At 74.0% G+C, this 23424-nt stretch carries 23 protein-coding genes and 1 pseudogene; 11 read left to right on the top strand and 13 right to left on the bottom strand.

The features are described 5' to 3' along the window. The 5 genes and pseudogenes from ABZ479_RS29060 to ABZ479_RS29040 form a co-directional block, all read left to right on the top strand. A pseudogene (locus tag ABZ479_RS29060) lies at positions 1-148 on the top strand (flavodoxin-dependent (E)-4-hydroxy-3-methylbut-2-enyl-diphosphate synthase); the annotation flags it as partial. Positions 149-185: 37 nt separating this feature from the next. Further along, positions 186-2111, top strand: coding sequence for a 1-deoxy-D-xylulose-5-phosphate synthase (dxs, locus tag ABZ479_RS29055; protein ID WP_500464321.1), 1926 nt, complete (start codon positions 186-188; stop codon positions 2109-2111). Further along, complete coding sequence (locus ABZ479_RS29050; protein ID WP_500464320.1) at positions 2092-3495, top strand: aspartate aminotransferase family protein; 1404 nt, start codon at positions 2092-2094, stop codon at positions 3493-3495. The genes dxs and ABZ479_RS29050 overlap by 20 nt, the downstream gene beginning before the upstream one ends. A gap of 86 nt (positions 3496-3581) precedes the next feature. Beyond that, complete coding sequence (locus ABZ479_RS29045) at positions 3582-4199, top strand: helix-turn-helix domain-containing protein (RefSeq protein ID WP_500464319.1); 618 nt, start codon at positions 3582-3584, stop codon at positions 4197-4199. Between the two features lie 14 nt (positions 4200-4213). Continuing rightward, the gene (locus ABZ479_RS29040; protein ID WP_499604303.1) at positions 4214-4339 is read left to right on the top strand and encodes a DUF6126 family protein; all 126 of its coding nucleotides are present in this window, start codon (positions 4214-4216) and stop codon (positions 4337-4339) included. Positions 4340-4387: 48 nt separating this feature from the next. On the opposite strand, the gene ABZ479_RS29035 is transcribed toward ABZ479_RS29040, so the two are convergent. Continuing rightward, positions 4388-5212, bottom strand: coding sequence for a tyrosine-protein phosphatase (locus ABZ479_RS29035; RefSeq protein WP_500464318.1), 825 nt, complete (start codon positions 5210-5212; stop codon positions 4388-4390). A gap of 245 nt (positions 5213-5457) precedes the next feature. Here ABZ479_RS29035 and ABZ479_RS29030 point away from each other — a divergent pair, with 245 nt between their 5' ends. Continuing rightward, positions 5458-6249: an SGNH/GDSL hydrolase family protein gene (locus ABZ479_RS29030; RefSeq protein ID WP_500464317.1), complete on the top strand. Its 792-nt coding sequence runs from the start codon at positions 5458-5460 to the stop codon at positions 6247-6249. A gap of 42 nt (positions 6250-6291) precedes the next feature. On the opposite strand, the gene ABZ479_RS29025 is transcribed toward ABZ479_RS29030, so the two are convergent. Further along, a complete protein-coding gene (locus ABZ479_RS29025; protein ID WP_500464316.1) occupies positions 6292-6672 on the bottom strand; it encodes an ATP-binding protein in 381 nt (126 codons plus the stop codon). A 215-nt stretch (positions 6673-6887) separates the two neighbouring features. Between ABZ479_RS29025 and ABZ479_RS29020 the strand changes: the two genes are divergently transcribed. The 3 genes from ABZ479_RS29020 (at position 6888) to ABZ479_RS29010 (ending at position 8880) form a co-directional block, all read left to right on the top strand. Continuing rightward, positions 6888-7754: a Sco1979 family transcriptional regulator gene (locus ABZ479_RS29020; RefSeq protein ID WP_500464324.1), complete on the top strand. Its 867-nt coding sequence runs from the start codon at positions 6888-6890 to the stop codon at positions 7752-7754. Beyond that, a complete protein-coding gene (locus ABZ479_RS29015; protein WP_500464315.1) occupies positions 7751-7993 on the top strand; it encodes a DUF397 domain-containing protein in 243 nt (80 codons plus the stop codon). Before ABZ479_RS29020 ends, ABZ479_RS29015 begins: the two co-directional genes overlap by 4 nt. 80 nt (positions 7994-8073) lie before the next feature. Next, a complete protein-coding gene (locus tag ABZ479_RS29010; RefSeq protein ID WP_500464323.1) occupies positions 8074-8880 on the top strand; it encodes an SAM-dependent methyltransferase in 807 nt (268 codons plus the stop codon). A 19-nt stretch (positions 8881-8899) separates the two neighbouring features. On the opposite strand, the gene ABZ479_RS29005 is transcribed toward ABZ479_RS29010, so the two are convergent. The 6 genes from ABZ479_RS29005 to ABZ479_RS28980 are packed head-to-tail and all read right to left on the bottom strand — an operon-like array spanning position 8900 to position 15056. Next, the gene (locus tag ABZ479_RS29005) at positions 8900-9790 is read right to left on the bottom strand and encodes an STM4011 family radical SAM protein (RefSeq protein WP_500464314.1); all 891 of its coding nucleotides are present in this window, start codon (positions 9788-9790) and stop codon (positions 8900-8902) included. Between the two features lie 11 nt (positions 9791-9801). After that, positions 9802-11181 carry an STM4012 family radical SAM protein gene (locus ABZ479_RS29000; protein WP_500464313.1) on the bottom strand — a complete coding sequence of 460 codons (1380 nt, stop codon included), beginning with the start codon at positions 11179-11181 and terminating at the stop codon, positions 9802-9804. Continuing rightward, complete coding sequence (locus ABZ479_RS28995) at positions 11178-11987, bottom strand: STM4013/SEN3800 family hydrolase (protein WP_500464322.1); 810 nt, start codon at positions 11985-11987, stop codon at positions 11178-11180. Before ABZ479_RS28995 ends, ABZ479_RS29000 begins: the two co-directional genes overlap by 4 nt. A gap of 1 nt (position 11988) precedes the next feature. Then, the gene (locus ABZ479_RS28990; RefSeq protein WP_500464312.1) at positions 11989-13146 is read right to left on the bottom strand and encodes an STM4014 family protein; all 1158 of its coding nucleotides are present in this window, start codon (positions 13144-13146) and stop codon (positions 11989-11991) included. Next, the gene (locus ABZ479_RS28985) at positions 13127-14092 is read right to left on the bottom strand and encodes an STM4015 family protein (RefSeq protein ID WP_500464311.1); all 966 of its coding nucleotides are present in this window, start codon (positions 14090-14092) and stop codon (positions 13127-13129) included. The genes ABZ479_RS28990 and ABZ479_RS28985 overlap by 20 nt, the downstream gene beginning before the upstream one ends. Before the next feature lie 7 nt (positions 14093-14099). Continuing rightward, complete coding sequence (locus tag ABZ479_RS28980) at positions 14100-15056, bottom strand: STM4015 family protein (protein WP_500464310.1); 957 nt, start codon at positions 15054-15056, stop codon at positions 14100-14102. Positions 15057-15281: 225 nt separating this feature from the next. Between ABZ479_RS28980 and ABZ479_RS28975 the strand changes: the two genes are divergently transcribed. After that, positions 15282-15608 (top strand): DUF8820 family protein, encoded by a 327-nt coding sequence (locus ABZ479_RS28975; protein ID WP_500464309.1) that lies wholly within the window; start codon positions 15282-15284, stop codon positions 15606-15608. A 21-nt stretch (positions 15609-15629) separates the two neighbouring features. Beyond that, positions 15630-16718, top strand: coding sequence for a DUF6745 domain-containing protein (locus ABZ479_RS28970; RefSeq protein WP_500464308.1), 1089 nt, complete (start codon positions 15630-15632; stop codon positions 16716-16718). On the opposite strand, the gene ABZ479_RS28965 is transcribed toward ABZ479_RS28970, so the two are convergent. From ABZ479_RS28965 to wecB, 5 genes are all read right to left on the bottom strand, one after another. Then, positions 16694-17617, bottom strand: a complete 924-nt coding sequence (locus ABZ479_RS28965) for a carbohydrate kinase family protein (RefSeq protein ID WP_500464307.1) — start codon at positions 17615-17617, stop codon at positions 16694-16696. The two genes, ABZ479_RS28970 and ABZ479_RS28965, sit on opposite strands and share 25 nt — an antisense overlap. 99 nt (positions 17618-17716) lie before the next feature. After that, positions 17717-19876: a glycosyltransferase gene (locus tag ABZ479_RS28960; RefSeq protein ID WP_500464306.1), complete on the bottom strand. Its 2160-nt coding sequence runs from the start codon at positions 19874-19876 to the stop codon at positions 17717-17719. Continuing rightward, entirely contained in the window at positions 19873-21690 is a 1818-nt protein-coding gene (locus ABZ479_RS28955; RefSeq protein ID WP_500464305.1) for a hypothetical protein, read from the bottom strand. The genes ABZ479_RS28960 and ABZ479_RS28955 overlap by 4 nt, the downstream gene beginning before the upstream one ends. After that, the gene (locus tag ABZ479_RS28950) at positions 21690-22331 is read right to left on the bottom strand and encodes a class I SAM-dependent methyltransferase (RefSeq protein ID WP_500464304.1); all 642 of its coding nucleotides are present in this window, start codon (positions 22329-22331) and stop codon (positions 21690-21692) included. The genes ABZ479_RS28955 and ABZ479_RS28950 overlap by 1 nt, the downstream gene beginning before the upstream one ends. Further along, entirely contained in the window at positions 22324-23409 is a 1086-nt protein-coding gene (gene wecB / locus ABZ479_RS28945) for a non-hydrolyzing UDP-N-acetylglucosamine 2-epimerase (RefSeq protein ID WP_499604331.1), read from the bottom strand. The genes ABZ479_RS28950 and wecB overlap by 8 nt, the downstream gene beginning before the upstream one ends. Between the last annotated feature and the right edge of the window lie 15 nt (positions 23410-23424).

Genomic DNA, 23424 nt, shown 5'->3' with positions numbered 1-23424 from the left:
GGGGCAGATCTTCGTCAAGGGCGAGGTCATCAAGACCGTCCCCGAGTCGAAGATCGTCGAGACCCTCATCGAAGAGGCCATGAAGCTCGCCGAGCGCATGCAGGCCGACGGAGCGCCGTCAGGAGAGCCCCAGATCAGTGTGAGCTAAAGCGAAACAATCCCCGGTAGGGGAGCGAGGTGGGAAAGTGTCGCTGCTCGAGAACATCCGTGGTCCGCGCGACCTGAAGGCCCTTCCGCCGGAGCGGCTGGGCGAACTCGCCGTGGAGATCCGTGAATTCCTGGTCCAGGCGGTGGCCAGGACCGGGGGGCACCTGGGACCCAATCTGGGCGTGGTCGAGCTGACGGTCGCCCTGCACCGGGTCTTCGACTCGCCGGCCGACCGCATCCTGTGGGACACGGGTCACCAGTCCTACGTGCACAAGATCCTGACCGGCCGTCAGGACTTCTCCAAACTGCGCGGCAAGGGCGGCCTGTCGGGCTACCCCTCGCGTGCCGAGTCCGAGCACGACGTCATCGAGAACAGCCACGCCTCCACGGTGCTGGGCTGGGCCGACGGCCTCGCCAAGGCCAACCAGGTGCTCGGCCGGCAGGACCACGTCGTGGCCGTCATCGGCGACGGCGCCCTGACGGGCGGCATGGCCTGGGAGGCGCTGAACAACATCGCCGCCGCCAAGGACCGCCCGCTGATCATCGTCGTCAACGACAACGAGCGCTCCTACGCGCCCACCATCGGCGGCCTCGCCAGCCACCTGGCCACCCTGCGCACCACCGACGGCTACGAGCGCTTCCTGGCCTGGGGCAAACAGGTGCTCCAGCAGACGCCCGTGGTCGGCAAGCCGCTCTACGAGTCCCTGCACGGCGCCAAGAAGGGCTTCAAGGACGCCTTCGCCCCGCAGGGCCTGTTCGAGGACCTGGGCCTGAAGTACCTCGGCCCGATCGACGGCCACGACGTCGCCGCGGTCGAGTCGGCGCTGCGCCGGGCCCGGCGCTTCCACGGCCCCGTGCTCGTGCACTGCCTCACCGAGAAGGGCCGCGGTTACGCCTTCGCCGAGCGCGACGAGGCGGACCGCTTCCACGCGGTGGGCGCCATGGACCCGCTCACCTGCGAACCGCTCACCCCGTCCAGCGGCCCGAAGTGGACCTCGGTCTTCGGCAACGAGATGGTCAGGATCGGCGCGGAGCGCCCGGAGGTCGTGGCCATCACCGCGGCCATGCTGCAGCCGGTGGGGCTGGAGAAGTTCGCCAAGGCCTTCCCGCGCCGCGTCTACGACGTCGGCATCGCCGAGCAGCACGCGGCGGTGTCGGCGGCGGGCCTGGCCACCGGCGGCCTGCACCCGGTGGTCGCCGTCTACGCGACCTTCCTCAACCGCGCCTTCGACCAGGTGCTGATGGACGTCGCGCTCCACAAGTGCGGCGTCACCTTCGTGCTGGACCGGGCGGGCGTCACCGGCGACGACGGCGCCTCGCACAACGGCATGTGGGACATGTCGATCCTCCAGGTCGTCCCGGGCCTGCGGATCGCCGCGCCGCGCGACGCCGACCAGCTGCGCGCCCAGCTGCGGGAGGCCATCGACGTGGACGACGCGCCCACCGTCGTCCGCTTCCCCAAGGAGACCGTCGGCGAGGCGCTGCCGGCCATCGACCGGGTGGGCGGCATGGACGTGCTGCACCGCGGCGACCGGCCGGACGTGCTCATGGTCTCCGTCGGCGCCCTCGGTCCGGTCTCCCTGGCCGCGGCCGCCCTGCTGCGCGAACGCGGCGTCGGCGTCACGGTCGTCGACCCCCGCTGGGTCAAGCCGCTCGACGCGGAGCTCCCCGCGCTCGCCGCCCGGCACCGCATGGTCGCCGTCATCGAGGACAACGGCCGTGCCGGGGGCGTCGGTTCGGCCGTCGCGCAGGCCCTGCGGGACGCCGAGACCGATGTGCCGGTCCGTGACTTCGGCATCCCGCAGCAGTTCCTGGCGCACGCCAAGCGCGGCGAGGTGCTCGCCGACATCGGCCTCACCCCCGCCGAGATCGCCGGCCGGATCGGGGCCACCCTGGCCCGTCTCGCGGCGGACCAGCAGCACCCGGACGAGAGGCACGTGAGCGATGACACCGCCCGATCCTGAACCCAAGGGGTTCGACCTGGCGACCCTGCTGGCCGAGCGCGGAGCCGAGCGCTACGACCTGCACGCCAGGTACCTCAACCACCAGTTGCCGCGCATGCTGCACACCATCGGCTTCGACAAGGTCTACGAGCGGGCCGAGGGCGCGTACTTCTGGGACGACGAGGGCCGGGACCACCTCGACATGCTCGCCGGCTTCGGGGTGATGGGCCTGGGCCGCCACCACCCCGTCGTCCGCAAGGCGCTGCACGACGTCCTGGACGCCGGGCTGGCGGACCTCACCCGCTTCGACTGCCAGCCGCTGCCGGGGCTGCTCGCGGAGAAGCTGCTGTCGTACGCGCCGGGCCTGGACCGGGTGTTCTTCGGCAACAGCGGCACCGAGGCGGTCGAGACGGCCCTGAAGTTCGCCCGCTACGCCACCGGCCGGACCCGCGTGCTCTACTGCGACCACGCCTTCCACGGGCTCACCACCGGCTCGCTCTCCGTCAACGGCGAGGGCGGCTTCCGGGAGGGCTTCGACCCGCTGCTCCCGGACACCGCCGTGCCCCTGGGCGACCTGGAGGTCCTGGAGCGGGAGCTGGCCAAGGGCGACGTGGCCGCGCTGATCGTCGAGCCGATCCAGGGCAAGGGCGTGCACGCCGCCCCGCCCGGCTACCTGCGGGCGGCGCAGGAGCTGCTGCACCGGCACAAGGCGCTGCTGATCGCCGACGAGGTGCAGACCGGCATCGGCCGCACCGGTGACTTCTTCGCCTACCAGCACGAGGAGGGCGTCGAGCCGGACCTGGTGTGCGTGGCCAAGGCCCTGTCGGGCGGCTACGTGCCGGTGGGCGCCACCCTCGGCAAGGACTGGATCTTCAAGAAGGTCTACTCGTCCATGGACCGCGTACTGGTGCACTCCGCCAGCTTCGGCTCCAACGCCCAGGCCATGGCCGCGGGGCTGGCCACCCTCGCGGTGATGGAGGACGAGAAGGTCGTCGAGAACGCCCGGGTCACCGGGGACCTGCTCCGTGACCGGCTCGCCGCCCTCGTGGACCGCTACGAACTGCTGCACGAGGTCCGCGGCCGGGGACTGATGATCGGCATCGAGTTCGGCCGTCCGAAGTCACTGGGGCTGCGCGGCCGCTGGACGATGCTGCAGGCGGCCCGCAAGGGCCTGTTCGCGCAGATGGTGGTCGTGCCGCTGCTGCAGCGGCACCGCATCCTCACCCAGGTCTCCGGGGACCACCTGGAGGTGATCAAACTGATCCCGCCGCTGGTCATCGGGGAGCGTGAGGTGGACCGCTTCGTGGACGCCTTCACCGCCGTGATGGACGACGCACACGGCGGCGGTGGCCTGATGTGGGAGTTCGGCAGGACACTGGTGAAGCAGGCGGTCGCCCACCGCTGACCGGGCCCGCCGCGGGTCCCCTGGGTTCTTTGCCCCTGAGGCAAGCTTTTTGCCTCAGGGGCGAACCGGCGGCTATACCTGAGTGCATGACCTCACCATCCGCGGACGAGGCGCCCCTGCCGGACGTCGCCCCCCAACTGCGCGCGCTGCGCCGCCGGGGCGGGCTGACGCTGGAGGCGGCCGCCGCCCGCGCCGGGCTCTCGCCCGCGCACCTGTCCCGGCTGGAGACCGGCCAGCGGCAGCCCTCCCTCCCCATGCTGCTGTCCCTCGCCCGCACCTACGGCACCACCGTGTCCGACCTGCTCGGCGAGACCTCCGCGGAGCGCGACCCCGTGGTCCGCGGCGGTTCCGTACCGCCCGCGGAGGCCGGCGGCTGGACGTACTGGCCGGCCGGGAACCCCGGGCGGGCCATGCAGGCGCTGCGGCTGCACGTTCCCCCCGGCCCCCAGGAGGGGCTGGTGCGCGTCCACGCCGGGGAGGAGTGGCTGTACGTCCTCAAGGGGGAGCTGCGGCTCACCCTCGGGGAGGCCGTGCACCGGCTGGTGCCCGGCGACAGCTCCCACTTCGACTCGCTCACCCCGCACCGCATCGCCGCGGCCTCGCCGGACGGTGTCGACCTGCTGTTCGTCCACACGCTGCTGCGGAGTTCCGTCGCGGAGCTGTGCCTGGGCGACGGCCGTTCCCCGCGCCCGCACGGCGCATGACGAGAGGACTGACCGTGTCCGGCGAATCCCGCGACAAGGCCCCCATGGGCTTCAAGGTGCGCGCCTTCATCTACCTGGTGGGGGTCCACGTCATCGCCGCGTTCTTCTTCCTGATCTTCCACCTGGCCGGGGCCAAGTAGGGCGGGCCCGGCAGTCCGGCTTCGTCCTGCCGGCCCGGCTCCCGTCGGTCAGGCCGGCCGCGCGCCGTCCAGGAAGAGCGCGCGCAGCCGCTCGCGCCGCGCCGGCGTGAGGCCCAGCCCCTCCTCCAGGTAGCGGTCCGCCGAGCCCCAGTGCTCCTCGATGGTGTCGAAGGCGGTCTCCAGGTACTCCTTGCGGGCGTCGAAGAGCGGGCCGAGCAGCTCCATGACCTCGGGCGTGTTCGCCGGCTCCGCGTCGTCGCCGCGCCGGATGCGGTAACGGCGGTGCGCCTCGTTGCTCTTGAGGTAGTCCTCCACGATCGCGTCGCGCTCGACCCCGAGGGCGAGCAGGATGACGGCGATCGAGGTGCCCGCCCGGTCCTTGCCCGCGGCGCAGTGCAGCAGCGCCGGTACCGACTCGTCCTCGGTGAGCAGTTCGAGCATGCGGGCGTGCTCGGCGGTGCGGTCCAGCACGATGCGGCGGTACGCCTCCACCATGCGCGCGGCGGCGCGTCCCTCGCCGAGGATCTCGCGCAGCGCCGCGACGTCGCCGTCGCGGACGGTGGTCCAGAACTCGGCGCCCTGGGCGGGGTCGCTCAGCGGCATGTTCACGTTGCGGACGCCGGGCAGGCCGACGTCCGGGCCCTCCAGCCTGATGTCGGAGGCGTTGCGGAAGTCGAAGACGGTGTGCAGCCCGAGGGAGGACAGGAAGCCGGCGTCCCCGGCCGTGGCGTGGGCCAGGTGGCCGCTGCGGAAGAGCCGCCCGTACCGCACCCGGCGGCCGTCTGTCGTCGGGAGGCCGCCGACGTCACGGAAGTTGCGCACCCCGGTCAGTTCGGGTTCCGACGGGGCGGGCTGCGGCGTCTGCTCGGTCACCGGCGCTCCTTCGCTCAGCGGCCGGGCGGTGCGGGTCACCGGCGGCCGGACCACTCCCGACCTTACGGCACCCCGGGCGGCGCCGTACCGGCCGGTATGTGATCGGTGGCGGGGGCCTTCGTGGCGCGGGCGGGAGGCCGTCTTATTCCGTTTCCGGCGGATCCGGGCGGGTGGGATAGATCACCCCCCGTCAACCCCTGGTTACGGTGGCGTAGGTTACTTGAGGAGGTGAAGTATGTGCTGACGTGCCAGACGATTCGAAGAGAAACAACAGTGAGGCCATCGGGTCGTACACAGCCGTGGGGGACAGTTTCACGGAAGGTGTAGGCGATCCGGCTCCCGACGGGACGTTCATCGGCTGGGCCGACCGGCTGGCGGTGCTCCTCTCCGACCGCCGCCCCGAGCACGACTTCCGCTACGCCAACCTCGCCGTGCGCGGCCGCCTCCTCGACCAGATCGTCGAGGAGCAGGTGCCGCGGGCCGTGGAGCTCGCGCCCGACCTCGTGACCTTCTGCGCGGGCGGCAACGACATCCTGCGTCCCGGCAGCGATCCCGACGACGTCGCGGAGCGCTACGAGGCGGCGGTAGCCCGCCTCACCTCCGCCGTCGGCACGGTCGTGCTGTGCACGGGCTTCGACACCCGAGGCATCCCCGTGCTGCGGCACCTGCGTGGCAAGATCGCCACCTACACGGCCCATGTGCGCGCCATCGCCGACCGGTACGACTCCCCGGTGCTGGACCTGTGGTCGCTCCGTTCGGTCCAGGACCGCAGGGCCTGGGACGCCGACCGCCTCCACCTGTCGCCCGAGGGGCACACCAGGGTCGCCCTGCGCGCCGCGCAGGTGCTGGGGCTCGAGGTGCCGGCCGACCCCGACCAGGCGTGGCCGCCGGAGCCGTTCCGCGCGCCCGCCGACATCCGCCGCGACAACATCCAGTGGGCCCGGGAGTACCTGGTGCCCTGGATCGGCCGGCGGCTGCGCGGGGAGTCCTCCGGCGACAACGTGGAGCCCAAGCGCCCGGACCTGCTACCGCTCTAGCCGGCCGCCGGCGGTCCCGGCGCGTCGGCCTGGGGGGCGGCATCAGAAGGGCTGCGCCCCGGGGGCGAGTTCGGCCCACACGACTCGGCCGCCGCCGTCGTCGGTGGGCCGGACGCCCCATGCCTGCGAGAGCGCGCCCACCAGCAGCAGGCCGCGCCCGCCCTCCTCGTCCACGCCCGCCGCCCGCGGCCGGGGCGCAGTCGGCGCGCGCCCCTGGTCGCTGACCTCGAGCCGCAGCCGGGCGCCGTCGTAGCGCAACCCGCAGGTGATGAACTCACTGCCGGTGTGCATGACGGCGTTGGTGAAGAGCTCGGAAACGATCATCTCGGCGTCGTCGCGCAGTCCCTCGTCCGTCTCCCACTCCCGCAGCCGTGCCAGCACGCGATGGCGTGCGTCGGCGACGGAGGACCCGTGGGCGGGCAAACGGAACAGGTCCTGGCAGCGACGGGCGTCGAGGGTGCCACGGCGCTCTAACCGCAGAGCGTCTGGTGAGGAGGCCACGTCGACAACTATGCGGTCCCGTTCGAACTGTTGGCAAGGTGCGATCTGTAATTTACAGAACGGCCGGTGCGCACTGTCGGTTTTCGATGACGGCATGACACACTGCTTGCAGCAGAGGGGAGTTGGGGGAAGTGGTCCTGACTGACGCACGGTCGGGCGGTGCTCCCACCGTCCTCCGCGTGGTGCTCGGCAAACGGCTCCAGGACCTGCGCGAGAAGGCCGGGTTCTCCTTCGAGGACGCCGGACGGGCCCTCGACGTCACCCACGCCACGATCCGCCGCATGGAGAAGGCCGAGGTCGGCCTGAAGATCCCCTACGTCGAGAAGCTGCTGCGCACCTACGGCGTCCTGGACCCGGCGGAGCTCGAGGAGTTCCTCGCACTGGCCCGGGAGGCCAACCAGCCCGGCTGGTGGCACCGTTACCGCGACGTCCTGCCCGACTGGTTCAGCGCCTTCGTGAGCCTGGAGGGCGAGGCCGGCGTCATCCGCGCCTACGAACCGCACTACGTCCCCGGACTGCTGCAGACCGAGGACTACGCGCGCGAGGTGCTGCGGTCGGGGAACCCGGGGGCGGCCGACTCCGAGGTCGAGCGCGGCGTCGCGCTGCGCATGGAGCGCCAGGCGCTGCTCACCCGGGAGGACGCGCCACTGGTCTGGATCGTCATCGACGAGACGGTCCTGCGAAGACCCATCGGCCGCCCGGCGGTCATGCGCGCCCAGATCGCCAGGCTGATGGACTCCTGCGCCCTGCCCAACGTACGACTGCAGATCATGCCGTTCACGGCCGGACCGCACCCCGCCATGTACGGCCCGTTCCACATCTTCCGGTTCCAGACGCACGAACTCCCGGACGTCGTCTACTCCGAAAGCCTGGTCGGGGCCGTCTACTTCGACGACCGCGACGACGTGTCGACCTTCCTGGAGGCCCTGGACCGGATGTGCGCACAAGCCGCGCCGACCCAGAGCACCGAGCGGATCCTCGGTGGCATCCACAAGGAGACATGACCATGGAGCGGATCTACAACGGCATGCCCGCGGCGGAACTCGCCCGCGAGGGCTGGCGCAAGCCGTGGAGCGGGGGCAACGGCGGCTCGTGCGTCGAAGCCCTCAGGATGGACGACGGCCGGGTGGCGTTACGGCAGTCCGCCGACCCCGACGGGCCCTGCCTGATCTACACCGGCAACGAGATGACGTCCTTCATCGAGGGCGCCAAGGCCGGCCAGGCCGACTTCCTGCTGCCGTGAGCGGCGGGACGGACCGGGAGACCACCGACCGCACCGACCCGGCCCCGCAGGGGCCACCGGAATCCGAACGGAGCAGGGCGTTGACCGACAAGGGCTTCCCCGCGGAGGAGATCGACACCAGCCGGCCGCACCCGGCCCGGATGTACGACTACTACCTCGGCGGCAAGGACAACTACGAGGCCGACCGCGAGGCGGCCGAGATGGTGATCCGCATGACCCCCGACGCGCGCCCCAGCGCACGCGCCAACCGGGACTTCATGCAGCGTGCGGTGCGCTACGCGGCGGGGCAGGGCATCCGGCAGTTCGTCGACATCGGCACCGGCATCCCCACCTCGCCCAACACCCACGAGGTCGCCCGCTCCGTCGCCCCCGACGCCCGGGTCGCCTACGTCGACAACGACCCCATCGTGGCCGCCCACGCCGGTGCGCGGCTCACCAACACCGGGAACGCCGGCTTCTTCCTCGGTGACGTCCGCGAGCCCGGGACCGTCCTGGAGCACGCCACCATCCGGGAGCTGATCGACTTCGACGAGCCCGTCGCCCTGATGCTCGTCGCGCTGCTGCACTTCGTCCGCGACGACGAGGACCCGGCCGGGATCGTGCGCACCCTCACCAAGAACCTCGCGCCCGGCAGCCTGCTGATCCTCAGCCACGGCACGACCGACTTCCACCGGGACGTCGACGCCGACGCGGGGGAGGCCTACAAGAACGCGACCTCCACGCTCACCCTGCGCGGCAAGGCGGAGATCGAGCCCTTCTTCGAAGGGTTCTCCCTGGTCGAGCCGGGCCTGGTGCAGGTACCGCGGTGGCGCCCGGACGGCCCGCCCCCGCAGGAGGGCGAGCACGTCCGCATCGCCTTCTGGGGAGGCGTCGGCCGCAAGGGCTGACGCCGCCCCACGGGCCTGCTCAGGGGGACGCCGGCGTCAGCAGCCGCAGCGGTGCCCGCCCGGGCGGCGGCGCGGCGGGGATCCGCTCCAGGACCCCGCCGGCGAACACGTCGTACAACGGCAGCGTCTCCAGGTGGACGTAGCCGATGTGGCAGTCGCAGACCGCCAGCGGGCAAGCCCGCGGGCGCAGCGCCGCCCGGTAGGAGCCGTCGTAGAGGTTGCCCAGCTCCTCGGGGACGAAGTGGCAGCGCCGGACGGTGCCCTCGCCGTCCACCGAGACGACCGAATCGCCCGTCCGGCACGGCAGGCCCGCGCTGCGGTGCGGATGCCGGCTGTAGGGGAAGAGCGGGTCGAGGTCCGTCCACCGGGCCGCCTCCGCGTCGGTGTACGTGTGGCCCTCGGCGGCGTTGACCCACAGGTAGACGTGGTCCGGGAGGTCGGCCCGCAGCCTGCGGGCCTGCTCCAGGTGCTCCGGCAGGCCGACGACGCCCACGCTGTGCCGGACCCCGCGCTCCGCCAGGTCGCGGCACTTGGCCAGGAACCGGTCGTAGGGGGTCTGACCGGGGTGGAAGGTGCACCACAGCGCGAGCGTGCCGAGGTCGGCCTCGTCCAGCCACTGCGTGCGGAAGCTCAGATTGGTCTGGATCGCCACCCGGCTCACGTGCGGCAGCCAGCTCAGCTCGACCAGGGAGCGCCGGTACCAGGAGCGCACCAGGCCCTCGCCCCACGGGGTGAACAGCAGCGAGAGCCGGTCGTCCGTCCGTTCGGCCGCCCAGCCGGTGAAGCGCTCCAGCGCGGCGCGGTCGGCGGTCAGCTCGGCCCTGCTGTCCCTGCGCTTGGCGAACGGGCAGTAGGGGCAGTCGTAGTCGCAGGAGGCCAGCGGGCCGCGGTAGAGGATCGTCAGGTCCATGGCGGGGGCGCTCACCTGGGCTCGTAGGCGGCCATGCGCCGCCGCACGGCGGCCGAGAACAGCTCGGGACCGGCCGCGTCGGAATGGGCCAGGCCCTCGGGCGACAACCGCAGCACGTCCGGACCCGCGGCGGTGTCCAGCCAGCCCCGCTCCGCGAAGCGGCCCAGCTCCTCGGCGAAGTCCTCCTCCGGAGCGGTGCCGAACCGGGCCCGGTACTCGGCGACGGGCAGGCCGTCGGCCTGCAGCAGGGACTGCAGCAGATGACGGCGGCGCGCCTCCTCGGAGTCCATCTCCCACCCGAAGTCGGCGTGACCGAACTCCCGCGTGGTGCGCGCCGTGTAGGCGTCGATGATGCCGCGGATGCGGTGCATGTCGACGGCGTAGTCGAAGGAGTAGTGCAGCGTGGAGGTGTACGAACGGGCCCCGCAGCCGAGGCCGACCATGCCGTCGGTCTGGCAGGCGTAGTCCCCGCCGCCGGTGGTGGGGGCGTCCGCACGGCGGAACATGCGCATCGACACCTGCTCGTAGCCGTGCGCCAGCAGATGGTCGCGGCCGTGGCGGTACTGCCGCAGCCGCTGCTCGTCCCACGCCGCCTCGTCCGGCGCGGCGCCGGCGGTGTGCCGGCCGAGGCCGGTGAGCGGGCGGACGTAGAGCGGGTACAGGTACAGCTCCTCAGGGCCCCAGGCGAGCGCGGCGTCCAGGGACGTCGTCCAGGACCGCTCGGTCTGGCCGTCGATGCCGTAGATCAGGTCGACGTTGAGCACGGGGATGCCCGCCTCCCGGACCCTGCCCAGCGCCGCCTCGACGTCGGCCCGGCGCTGCGGGCGGACGGCGGCGCGGGCCTCCGCCTCGACGAAGCTCTGCACCCCCAGGCTCAGCCGGGTCGTGCCGCGCTCCGCCAGCACCGACAGCCGGTCGGCGGTCGCGGTGGCCGGCGAGGCCTCCACGGAGAGCGGTATCGCCCGCAGGTCGGCGCCCAGGCCCTGTTCCGCCAGGTCGCAGAGCCGTTCCAGCTCGCCGGCCTCCAGGTATGTGGGAGTCCCGCCCCCGAACGCGGCGTTGGCGAACCGCGCCCCCTCGCCCAGCGCCTCCCGCACCGCGGCGGCCTGGCGCTCCAGGGCGTCCAGGTAGGCGGTGGCAAGGCCGTCCGGCGCCCCGATCCTGGTGAAGAGGTTGCAGAAGCCGCAGCGGACCTCGCAGAACGGGATGTGGAAGTAGAGGGACAGCGCGTCCTTCGGCTCGTCCGCCCACAGGTCGCGCAGCCCGGCCTGCTCGCGGGGCAGCGCGCGGTAGGCCGTCTTGTGCGGGTACGCGTACACGTAGTGCCGGTACGGGCGCACGGCGGCCGTGGCCGGGGGCGTCGGGGAGAGCGTGACGTCGGTGCGGGTCATCGGGCGGCCCCGTCGAGGATGAAGTGGGCGTAGGGCACCGTCCACACGACCTCGTGGCCGATGCGGTGGCCGGTGTGGCCGTCCTCTCCGTACGCCGTGCCGTGGTCGGAGCAGACGACGGCCAGACACGGACGGCGGCTGGAGGCGGCGGCGAAGAGCCTGCCGATGTGGCGGTCGACGTACTCCAGGGCGGCGGCGTGGGTGGCACGCGAGTCGCCGGCCTCCCGGGTGGCGCCGGGCAGGTGGAACCAGTTGGGCTGGTGCAGCGCCGAGACGTTCACGAAGAGGAACAGCGGCCGCTGCGGCGGCAGGGCGGCGACGACCTCCTCGGCGCGGGCCACCTGCGCCTCGAAGGAGGTGGGTGAGGGCACGCCGAACTCCGGCTCCCAGTGGCTCTCCTGGAAGAGCCCGGGCAGCACCGACCCCAGCGGGGCCTGCTTGTTGAAGAAGCCGACGCCGCCGATGCACACCGTGCGGTAGCCGGCCGCGGCGAGCCCCGACACCAGGTCGGGGGTGTCGTAGACGAAGGTGCCGTCCGCGGTGCTCTCGCTGCCGGCGAAGCGCGCCGCGAACAGCCGCGGGTGGGGGCCGGGCTCGGTGGGCGTGGGCAGGAAGCCCGCGAAGATCGCCTGGTGGGAGGCGTACGTGAAGCTGCCGGGCGCGTGCCGGCGTTCCCAGCGGCCACCGGGCAGATGGCGGGCCAGGTGGGGGATGCGGCCCGCCGCGGCCAGTTCCTCGGCCACGTCGTGGCGGAGGGTGTCCAGGGTGACCAGCAGGATGTCGTGGCTGCCCACGATCTGGTTCATGTCAAGCGGTGGCGTCATGGTGGTGCTCCTCGCGTCGCGCGCGTTCCATCGCGGCCGGTACGGCGGCGACCTGGGCGGCGTAGGTGTCCAGTCCCTCGGCCCCGCTGCCCGGGAGACCGGTGAGCCGGGGCAGCAGATCCCCGAAGGCGTTGACCTCGCCGACGGCGAAGCGGCGCCAGCCCGTCGTGGCCAGCACGTCCACGCCGACGCAGAGGGTGCCGGGGAAGCACGCCGCCGCCTGCTCGGCGGTCGTCAGCACGTCCCCGAAGTCGCCGCCCGCGGCGCTGATCGCCGCGCGGGCCGTGTCCAGGTCGCCGCGGGCGCCGCCGAGGTGCAGGTTCGTCATCGGGTGCGGGCTGGTGCGGACGACGGCGTGCGTGGCGCGGCCGGCGACCACCACCACCCGCAGGTCGGCCGCGCGCCCGTGCTGGGACGCCTTGGGCAGCCAGCGCTCCACGTGCAGCCCGTCCGGGGCCAGCGCGTCGACGAGGGCGGCCACTTCCGGTTCCGTGCGGTACTCCCGCACCCGCAGCGAGTTGAACAGGCGTCCGTCGGCCGTGGTCTCCACCGAGGTCGTCGCCTTGATCCGGCCGGGCCCCGCCATCGCCAGCGCCACCACACCGGAGGCGGAGGAGCCGTGCGCGGGCTTGAGGAACGCCCGGGAGATCCGGGCGGCCCGCAGCCGCTCCCTGAGCTCGTCCCAGCCGCGCACCGGCGGCCCGCCGGGCGCGGGCGGCACCGCGACGCCCGCCGCGGCGAGCCGGGCGTGGCAGCGGCGCTTGTCGAACAGGACGGCGACCTCGCCCGCGTCCGCCGACGGCACCGCGCCGGCCCGCCGGGCCGCATCCGTGACCTCGTGCACCGCGGCGGTGAAACGGCGGTACCACAGCGCGGTGCCCTCGACCCGGGCCGGGTCGTCGGCGCCCCGCAGCAGCCGGTCGACCTCGGCGTCCTCACCGGGGGAGTCGACGCGCACGAACTCGCCGGGCGCGAAGGCGTACCGGCCGCGCAGCACGTCGCGCCACGCCACCACGCGCGGTGCGGGGTGCCCGGCGGCGCGTACCGCGTCGGCGAACAGCGTCGTCCTGCGGTTGCCGGGGTTGCCGACCACGGCGATCCGCGGCGCACCGCCGGTGCGGCTATTCGGAGACGGCGACATAGCGCCACTCCTCGCCCCGACGGCGGCGCGACGCGAGCTGCTCCGACAGGTCGACCTCGGTGCCCGCGGAGCCCACCGCCGCGCGCAGCCGCTCGGCCACGGCCTCGCTCAGGAAGTGGTGGTGCAGGTCGAGCCGCTTGAGGTGGGTGAGCGGCTGGCCGCTCAGCAGCGCCTCGGCGCCGGTGTCGCCGAGCGTGCCCATGGACAGGTCCAGCGTCTCCAACTGGGCGACGACGGGTGCCGAGGCCACGGCCGCCGCGATCTCGTCCTGCAGTTCGCTGTCCTGGAGGCCGAGGTGGCGCAGTGCGGGGAAGCGGCCGCCGGCGAGGACCGGCGCCAGGTCGGCGACCGTGGCGTCGCCCCCGTACTCCGACACGCCGAGCCACAGCTCCAGCCGCTCCAGTGCGGGCAGTTCGCAGGCGGCGACCGCCCGCACCACCGCGCCGGGCAGTCCGCCGGACTCGAAGCGCAGCACGCGCAACGCCTCGTGGCGGACCGGCCGCAGGGACAGCGGCTCCTGGCCCATGCCCTGCGAGTCGCCGCCGCGGACACCGAACTCCTCCAGCAGCGGGAAGCGTTCGAGGACGGGCGTGACGTCGGTCAGCTGCAGCCAGGAGACCTCGCACTCCTCGTACGTCACGTCGGCGAGGAAGAGGGCGCGCAGCGCGGGGAAGCGCTCCGCGTCCGCCAGCACCAGATCCAGCGCGGGACGCAGTTCCGCGTACTCGTCGTCCCACCAGGGCCCGAGGACGAGGGCGCGCACCCGCGTGGTGTCGACCGCCGAGGTGAAATGGCCCCACACCTCGGGGAAGGGGATCCCGCCGGCCTCGAAGCAGTCCAGCCGCCAGGCCACGGCGTCGGGCGCGGGCAGCTCGGCGGTGCCGGCCTCGGGCAGCGTGTGCACGCGCAGCCCGTGGAAGGTCTCCAGGTGGTGTGTCACTGTCATGACGGCCTCACTCCGCGACGGCGGTGTAGCGGTGGATCTCGCCGTCCCACTCGTCCTCGTCGCCGGGTTCGGAGAGGTCGACCTCGACGCCCGAAGGCTCGAGGGCGGCCCGTACGCGCTCGGCGACCGGTTCGGTGACGAAGTTGTGGTGGAGGTCGAGCCAGTTCAGGTGGGTGAGCGGCTGGCCGGCGAGCAGGGTGCTCACACCGTCGTCGGTGAGCACGCCCAGGGACAGGTCGAGCGAGGAGAGCTGGGCCACGACGGGGGCCGCGGCGACGGCGCCGGCGATCTCGTCCTGTATCTCGCTGTTGCGCAGGCCGAGGTGGCGCAGTGCCGGGAAGCGGCCGCCGGCGAGGATCGGCGCCAGGTCGGCGACCGTGGCGTCGCCCCCGTACTCCGACACGCCGAGCCAGAGCTCCAGGTGCTCCAGCGCGGGGAGTTCGCTCGCGCCGACGCCGCGGACGACCTCGCCGGGCAGGCCGCCCGCCTCGAAGCGCAGCGTGCGCAGCCGCTGGTGGCCCGTCGCCGGGAAGCGCAGTCCCGACCCGCCGCGGACGCCCAGCACCTCCAGCCGGGGGTAGGCGTCGAGCACCGGCGTCACGTCGGACTGCTCGATCCAGGAGATCTCGGCCTCCTCCATCTCCAGGTCGCCGATGAACACGGCCTCCAGCCCGGTCAGCCGCTCCCGTGCCTCCACGAGCGGCCGCACGACGGCGCCGGAGTCGTTGTCGTACGGCTCCCCCCACTGCCCGAGGACCAGGGCCCGCACCCCGGCGGGCTCCACGGTCTCCAGGAAGCGGTCCCACAGCTGCGCGAAGTTCTCCTTCGCGTCGTCGTCGTACGGGTTGACGGCCAGCCGCCAGGCCACCGCTCCGGCCGCCGGGAGTTCCTGCCGCGCGCCGGGCGCGGGGAAGTCGAAGGCCGGCAGGCCGTTCAGTTCCTGCAGATGTTCGACGTAGGACATCGGTGGTCTCCCCGGGATGGACGGACGCGGTGCCTCGGCGGTGCTGCCGCCTCGGTGCGGCCACTGCCGCGGGGCGGTGTGCCCCGCTCGCGAAGAGTTCTACCAAGTCCCTCCGACAGTGCTCGCCGCGGGCTGTGCACAGTCGGCCGGGGGGCGTTGTCACACCCCCCCGCGTAGCGTCGTGGACATCGGGTCGGCGGGCGCCGACGGCGAAGGGAGACACGCATGTACCGGCAGGGGGACGTCCTGATCGTGCCCGTCGCGGAGGCGGCCGTGCCGCCGGGCACGGAGCGGCTGCCGCGGCAGCCGAGGGACCCGCGGGGCAGGCTCGTGCTGGCCCTCGGTGAGGTGACCGGGCACGCCCACGCGGTCGTCGGCCCGGGGACGTTGGTGCGGGAGGCGGGGCCGTTCGGGGCGGCGTACCTCCACCTCCCGGACGGCGGGCGGGTGGTGCACGAGGAGCACGCCGCGATACCGCTGCCCAAGGGCTGGTACCGGGTCGTGCGGCAGCGCGAGTACGCGCCCGGCGCGGTGCGCGTCGTGGCGGACTGACGAGGACGGGGGAGCGGAGCGATGACGACGGTGGCGAGCACGGGCACGGGTGCGGCTGTGAACACGGGTGCGGCTGCGGGCACGGGTGCGGAGGCCGACACGACGGCGCTGTGGCGCGAGGTCGTGGCGGCGACGGGCCCGGCGGACCGGGCCGCGGCGGAGGAGGGGGTGCGCCGGGCCTACCGGCTGGCCGGGCTGCCGGAGCCGGAACGGATCGTGTGGGCGGCCTCCCCGCTGGAGGCGGTGGCCCTGGCCGTGCGTCTGACGGCGGACGGCACGGCGGGCGGCAGCGTCCGCGACGCGGTGCGCACCCGGCCGTGGGCGGCCGCGCGGGAGCGGGTCGCGGGCCGGCTCGGGCCGGCCGGCTGGGCGGACCACTGGGCCGTCACCGGCGCGCAGTTGTGGGACACGACGGTGCTGCTGACCGAGCGGATACGGACCGCCGTGGCCGACGCGGCACCGGCGGTGTCCGGGGGCGGGCAGGCCGTGCGGCTGGCGCTGCTCGACGCCGTGCTCGGGCAGCACGACGCGCCGTGGCTGGCCGCCTTCGACGGCCAGGAGGGCACGGGAGAACTGGCCGGGATCGCCGCGGTCGCCAGGAACGCCGGCTGGTGGTGGCCGTACGAGCGGACGGCGGTCGTCGCCGAACGCCCCCTGGAACTGCACCGGGACGAGGCCGGCCGGCTGGACCGCGGCGACGGCCCCGCGCTGGCCTTCGCGGACGGTTTCGCGTTGCACGCCTGGCGCGGCATGCCGGTCCCCGCCGAGTTCCTCGACGGGCTTGCCGGGCTGACCCCGCGCCGCATACGCGAGGAGGAGAACGCCGAACTGCGCCGGGTGATGCTGGAGCACTACGGCTACGAGCGCTACCTGGAGGAGTCCGGGGCGGAGCCCGTCCAGCGGGACGCGGCCGGGGTGCTCTGGCGGATCGAACTGGAGGGGGACGAGCCGCTGGTCATGGTCGAGGTCGTCAACTCCACGCCGGAGCCGGACGGCACCCACCGCACCTACTGGCTGCGGGTGCCGCCGCGGACCCGGACCGCCCGCGAGGGCGTCGCCTGGACCTTCGGACTGGAGGAGGCGGACTACGAGCCGGCGCGGGAGACCTGAACGGAATCCAGCGTCGCGGCGTCGATGAGGGCCAGGTTGCCGCCCGCCGTGCAGGTGTACGCGCCCGCCGTCGCACCGAGGCGGGCGCAGGACTCGAGGTCCAGTCCGCGTGTGCGCCCGTGGAGGAAGCCGCACAGGAAGGCGTCGCCCGCGCCGTTGGAGTCCACCACCGGGCCGGGCGGGACGACGGCCGGCACGTGCCGGGGCGTGCTGCTCCCGTCGCGCGCGAGCAGGTAGGCGCCGCCCGCCCCGGCGGTGGCGATCACGGCCTGCGCGCGGCCGTCACGGAGGATGCCGCGCATCACGTCCGCGATGCGCTCGCCCGCTCCTGCCGCGCTGAGGAAGACCAGGTCGGAGCGGCGGGCGAACTCCCGCTGGTGTTCCGCCAGCCCGTCCCAGTCGTGCAGGTCCGTCGAGACGGGCAGGCCGAGTTCCTCGATGTCGTCGTAGAGGAAGCGGGTGAAGTGCGAGATCGACAGGTGCACGTGCCGGGCCCGGCGCAGGTGCGGGAGGTAGAACTCGCGCGGCATCCGCAGGTCCGCCGGGTCGCGTCCGTCGTAGAAGGACATCCGCCGGCCCGTGGCGTCCACCAGGTTGACCGCCCGCCGGGTCCCGGCGGGGGAGATCAGCGGCTCGAAGTCGACGTCGCCCTTGGCCAGGCGCTCCCGGAGCAGGGTGCCGACCCAGTCCTCGCCGACGAAGTCGAGCAACTTCACGGTCATGCCGAGCGCGCGGCAGCCCAGCGCCACGTTGCCGCCGGTCTGGCCGGGCCACTCCCGGACCGGTCCCACCCCCAGGGAGTCCACGTACGGCACGGGCAGGCTGTCCACCCGCACCACGGTGTCCACCCCGGAACCACCGACGACGAGCACGTCGTACGGCGACTCTTGCGTGGTCATGCGCACCTCCAGTCACCACCCCGCCGTCATGCTACGGCCGGGGGGTGACCCCCGTCGGGCGATCACGGATCTGCCCGGCCGCCCGGTTGCCCGGGGGTGTCACGGCGCCGGAGCGGTGACCAGCTCCGTCCACGCCTCGCGGACCGTGTCCAGCCCGAAGCTGCGGCGCAGCCAGTCCCGGGCCTGCCCGCCCGCCTCCTCCCAGCCGTCGGCCGCGAGCGCGGAGATCGCGTCCGCCATGGCCGAGGGGGTGTCGTGGATCCAGCGGCGTTCGTAGATCGCGTCCGCGCCCGGCCAGGGCAGCAGGGCGGGCACCGCCCCGGAGGCCATGCCCTCGGCGGGGGCGAGGTGGAAGCTCTCGTCGTCACTGGTGGACAGGACGAAGCCGATGCGCCGCAGCCAGCTCGCCACGTCGGGCCCGAAGTCGTCGAAGACCACGGCGTCCTCCAGCGGGCCGGACTGCACCCGCCGCAGCACGGCGTCGTAGTGGGCCCGCTCCTGGGGCTTGTTCCAGATCCACCAGTAGTCCCACGGCATCTTGGACTTCACCGACAGCCGCCACCGCGGGTCCCGGGCCCGCAGGGCCTCGAGCACGTCCAGCCCCAGGTCGAGCCGCTTGCGCGAGGGCGCGACGCCGATCATGCCGAGGCGGTAGCGGGCGTCTGGGACCTTGGGACGGTCCAGCTGCCGGTCGTCGACCCAGTTGGGGACGGTGACGAGCTTCTCCTGCGGCCAGCCGGTGCGTTCCCGCGTCAGCCGGTTGTAGTGCGGGCTGACGCACACGACGCGGTCGACGGCGTCGATGTCGACCTGCGCGGGGTAGCCGGCGTACAGCTCGAAGCGGTGCAGCCGCACCACCAGGCGGGAACCGCGCCGCTTGTGGCGGCTGTACCAGACGGCCGCGGGCCCGCACCACTCCACCACCACGACATCGGCCCAGGCGGCGAGTTCGCGGCCGACCGCGGCGTCGTGCCGGGCCAGCGCCTCCCAGGCGTCGACCCGCACCTCCACCCCGGGCAGGGCCTGGAGGTGGTCCAGCAGCCGGGTGAAGAACTTCAGGTCGTGCCCGGCGACGACGACCCGCAGCGGCCGGCCGCGTCCGGCGAGACCGGCCGGTGCGGCGGGCAGCGCCCGCTCGACCAGGCCGCGCAGCCGCTCGGCGGCCCGGTCCAGCGAGAAGTGCGCGGCGGCCTCGCGGCAGCGCCGGGCGGCCGTGCGGTAGGCCTCGGGGGAGCGGGCGGCGGCGACCGCCTCCGCCGCGTCGTCGAGGGTGCCCCGGCCGGGGACGAACAGCGGGTAGTCGGCGCCGAGCAGCGCCTCGTGTGCGGGGGTGCGGTTGAGCACGACGGGCAGCCCCAGCGTGCCGAACTCCAGCACCTTGGTGGACAGTTCCAGGCTCGCGTCCAGTTCCGGGTGGCGCCAGCCCAGCCCCAGGTCGCAGCCCGCGGCGATGCGCATGGCGTCCTGGCGCGAGGTGCCCCCGTGGTGCACCACGCCGGTCGCGGTGCGCAGCGCGTGCTCCATGTCCGCGTGGAAGCCGGGGTGCCGCGGGTCGTCGTGGATCTTGTCGCCGACGGTGTGGAGTTCGGCCCTGATCCCCCGGGCCGCCAGCGCCTCGGGCAGTTCCGTCATCTCCAGGGTGTTCCAGCGCGGCGCGAACTTCCCCGTGTACACCATGCGCAGGGGGTCGCCCGCCGCCTCGTGCTCCGGCACCGCGAAGTCCGGGACGGGCACGCTGGGCGGGTACAGCACGCACTTGCCGCACGCGGCCGGCACCCAGGCCTCGATGAAGCAGCGCAACTCCTCGGTCTGGCAGAGCAGATGCCGGGACGCCTCCGCGATCCCGGTCAGCTCCTCGACGGCCTCCTCCGTCATGTGCGCCGCCGACTGCGGGATGTCCGTGAGGTACGCCCAGATCCGTCCGTCGAAGGCGCCGTCGGCGACGACCTGCGCCACCAGCCGGCGTCCGCGCAGCACGAGCAGGTCGCACGGCTCCCGCTCGTCCTGCTCGCGCAGCACCCGCGAGGCCTGGACGGCGGAGAGGACGTGGCCGGTCGGTACGACGGACACCCCCGGCAGCTCCGCCAGCGGGTCGACCAGCCGCCCGGTGCGCACCGGCGCCTTCAGCACCAGCCGGGTCGTGCAGCCGGCGCGGGCCAGTGCCTGCACCGTCGACTGGGCCCAGACCGCGGAACCGTCGATGAGGTTGAGGTCCACGTCCCCGTAGACCATCGCCCTGACCGTGCGCGTGCCCGTCATCGGACCTCCTCCGGACGGATCGTGAACAGCCGCCCTGCCCCCGGGGACGGCCACAGAGCCCTGCGTACCAGCGCCGGGCGGAAGCCGTTGACGTGCGGCACGAAGCCCGCCGTGTCGGCGCTGAAGGCCACCACGTCGGCCCCGGAGCACTCCTGGGCGCACATCAGGTCCAGCAGGTGGACCGCGGAGCGTTCCTCCGCGAGGTCCGACCAGTCCGCGACCCAGGGCGCGCCCGGCCCGTCCGCCGCGGCCCGTACGGTGACCCCGCCCGCGGTGAGTTCCGCGTAGGCCGTCCCGGGCACGGGCACCAGGACCTCCGCGGGGCGGTGGCGTTGCGCCATGACCTGCGCGACCAGGCGCGAGACCTCGGCGTCGCCACGCGGGTCGGCCAGTACGGACACCCGCCGGGCGTCCAGCGGGTCCGCCGCCCCGGCGATCCTGGCGAGTTCCGACAACCGCACCCGGGTGGCCCGGCTGGTGAAGATCTCCCGGAGGCCGGCCCGGTCCACCGCCGCCGGGTCCAGCCGGGCCGGCTGCACCCCGGTGTCCCCGTCGAGCACGGCGTCCCAGGGGAACGGGGCCAGGCCCGGGGCGGCCGAGGCGGGGGCGTCCCGCCACAGCACGGCGGTGCGGCCGAGCGCGTGGGCGGCGGCGAGGAGTTCGGCCAGCCGCCGGTCCAGGTCGGGGGCGTCGCCGGTGCCGGTGTGCGCCCACGCACCGCGGAGGCAGGCGCTGAGCTGCACGACGAGCACGTCCGGGTCGGTGCGTTCGGTGACCTGCCGGGCGTCGTGCGGCAGCACACGGTTGACGACGGCGTCGTGGGAGAAGTCCGCGGCGGTGCCGGGGTCCAGGACGCCGGCGAGGACCAGCCGGTCGCGGGGGCCCGCCGTGAAGGCCCGGTGGGCCAGGTGCAGGTGGCCGTCGGCCGCGGCCCCGGCCGCATCCGGCGCCGCGGAGGCGGCGGCCGGCCCGCCCGGCCGGGCCGCCGACGGGCGTCCGCCCCTGTCGCGGCCGCGCCACATCCCGTACAGCTCGCGCGGCAGCCGCGTCGAACCGCGCAACGGGGACCGGGCGGCCGAGACCAGCGCCTGGCCCACCCGCAGCGAGGTCGAGCCCTGCAGCATGCCGACCCGGGTCTCCAGCACCTCGATCCGCTCCCGGGCGCGCCGCAGCTCGGCGGCGATCCGGTCGCGCTCACGGGTCAGGGCCGCCGTCCGCTCCCCGTCCGTGCCGTCCTGGAGCGCCTCCAGGGCGCGGCGGTCCTCCTCGTGCCGGCGCTCCAGGTCCAGCACGCGCGCCCGCTCGGCCCGCGTGACGAACTCCGCCAGCACGTACTCGCCGGCCAGCCGCAGCGTGGTGCCGTCCTCGCCCGGTACGGGCCGCCCCGATGGGTCGAGGAGCGGCAGCAGCGCGTCGGTGCAGGTGAAGACCGCGCCGCCGTGCAGGTGCAGGTAGTCCAGGCCGGCCGCCCGCAGCACCTGGCAGTGCTGCGCCACCAGGGCGTCGAGCAGCCGGTGGTAGGGCAGTTCGGCGCCGGGGTGGCCGAACACGATCAGGCCCCTGCCGCCGGGCCGCATGCGCCGCAGCCCCGCGAGGCACGCCTCCTCGTCCCCGTGCAGGGCGGGGTCGGGGCCGTACGACAGCAGGGCCAGCCGTCCCTCGCCGACCGGTTCCCCGTCGGCGGGCGCGTGCGCACGCAGCCGGACGCCCTCGGGCAGGTGCAGGTAGGGGCCGAGCGGGATGCCGCCGCCGGTCGCGTCGACGACCTCGGTCACCCCGTCCAGGTGCGGGTGGAGCAGATCGAGAAGGCGCATCAGGAGGTCCTCGTGAAGACGTGGAAACCGACCCTGCTCTCCCGGAAACCGTACGGCGTGAAGCCGCCGTGGCGCAGGCCGAGCGGTTCGACGACGGCGCGGTACTCGGCCGCCGGACGGTGCAGGACGTGGTCGCCGCGGACCACGCGCCCGGGCGCGTCCTCGTCGGTGACGACCAGCCGGCCGGTCAGCCGGACGAGGGAGGCGAGGTTGACCAGGGCGGCCCGCCAGGCGGCGTCGTCCAGCACGTGGAAGAGCACGTCCACGGCAAGCACGACGTCGTACGGCCAGGGGCTGCGCCACGCCGACAGCTCCGCCACCCGATAGCGGGGGCCGCCGCCGAGCACGCGGCAGTGGTCCACCGCCGAAGGGCTGGCGTCGAAGGCGTCGACGAGGTGGCCGCAGCCGGCCAGCGCCCGCGCGAAGTGGCCCTTGCCGCAGCCCGCGTCCAGCACGAGCAGCCGGTCGCTCGCGCGTTCGGAGTCGCCGGTGATGCGCAGCACCTCGGCGACCCGCAGCGCGTAGAAGACCTCGTTGCCCGGCCGGTCGAGGCCGATGTGGCCGCCGGACGCGAGGTCGTCGTGCTCGCGGTGGCGGGCGTCCCAGTAGGCGAGCTGGTCGTGCGGGTGCGGCTCAGACATGGTGGTCCAGCCATTCGGTGATGACGCGGGCGATGCGGGGCCCCGAGCGGCCGTCCCACAGCGGGGGGCCCTCGGGGGCGGGCGCCTCGCCGTCCAGCGCCTTGAGCAGGGCCGGGGCCAGGCCGTCGGGGGTCACGAGGCGGTTGGTGCCGTGGGTGACCGTCACCGGCCGTTCGGTGTTCGGGCGCAGCGTCAGGCAGGGCACGCCCAGGACGGTGGTCTCCTCCTGCACCCCGCCCGAGTCGGTGACCACCGCGGCTGCGCCCCGCAGGAGCCCCATGAACTCCAGGTAGCCGAGCGGCTCCAGGATCCGGATGCCGGGCGTGTCGCCGAGGCCCGCCGCCTCCAGCGCGGCCCGTCCGCGCGGGTGCAGCGGTACGGCCAGCTCCAGGTGCCGTGCCGCCTCGCGCAGCGCCGCCACGGCGGCGGCCGCGGCGGCCGGGTCGTCGACGTTGGCGGGGCGGTGCAGCGTCACGACCCCGTAGCGGGCGGGGAGCCCGTGGGCGGCGCGGGCGGCCCGCGGGTCGAACCGCGGCAGGTGGGCCAGGAGGGTGTCGATCATCGGGTTGCCGACGAAGTGCACCCGCGCGGTGTCCACGCCCTCGTCCGCCAGATGGCCCACCGCCTCCGGGCTGGTGACGAACAGCAGGTCGGCGAGCTGGTCGGTCAGCCGCCGGTTGACCTCCTCCGGCATCGTCATGTCGAAGCTGCGCAGGCCCGCCTCGACGTGCGCCACGGGCAGCCCCAGCTTGGCGGCGACCAGCGCGGCGGCGAGCGTGGAGTTCACGTCCCCGTAGACCGTGACCAGGGCCGGGGCGCGGGCCGACAGCTCGTCCTCCAGCGCGGTCAGCAGGGCGGCGGTCTGCCGGGCGTGGCTGCCGGAGCCGACGCCGAGGTCCACGTCCGGCTCGGGCAGGCCGAGCTCCCGGAAGAAGACGTGCGACATGCGCTCGTCGTAGTGCTGTCCGGTGTGCACCACCGACTGCGGCTGCCCGGCCCCGCGCAGGGCGGCGACGACCGGGGCGGCCTTGACGAAGTTGGGCCGGGCACCGACCACGTGGACTACCGAGCCGAGCACGGTGCCTCCCGTTCA

Origin of the sequence: Streptomyces sp. NPDC005722 (assembly GCF_040630935.1) — a bacterium.
Classification (GTDB): Bacteria; Actinomycetota; Actinomycetes; order Streptomycetales; family Streptomycetaceae; genus Actinacidiphila.
The sequence above is the reverse complement of the archived record's forward strand: the minus strand, read 5'-3'. Positions and strand labels throughout refer to the sequence as shown.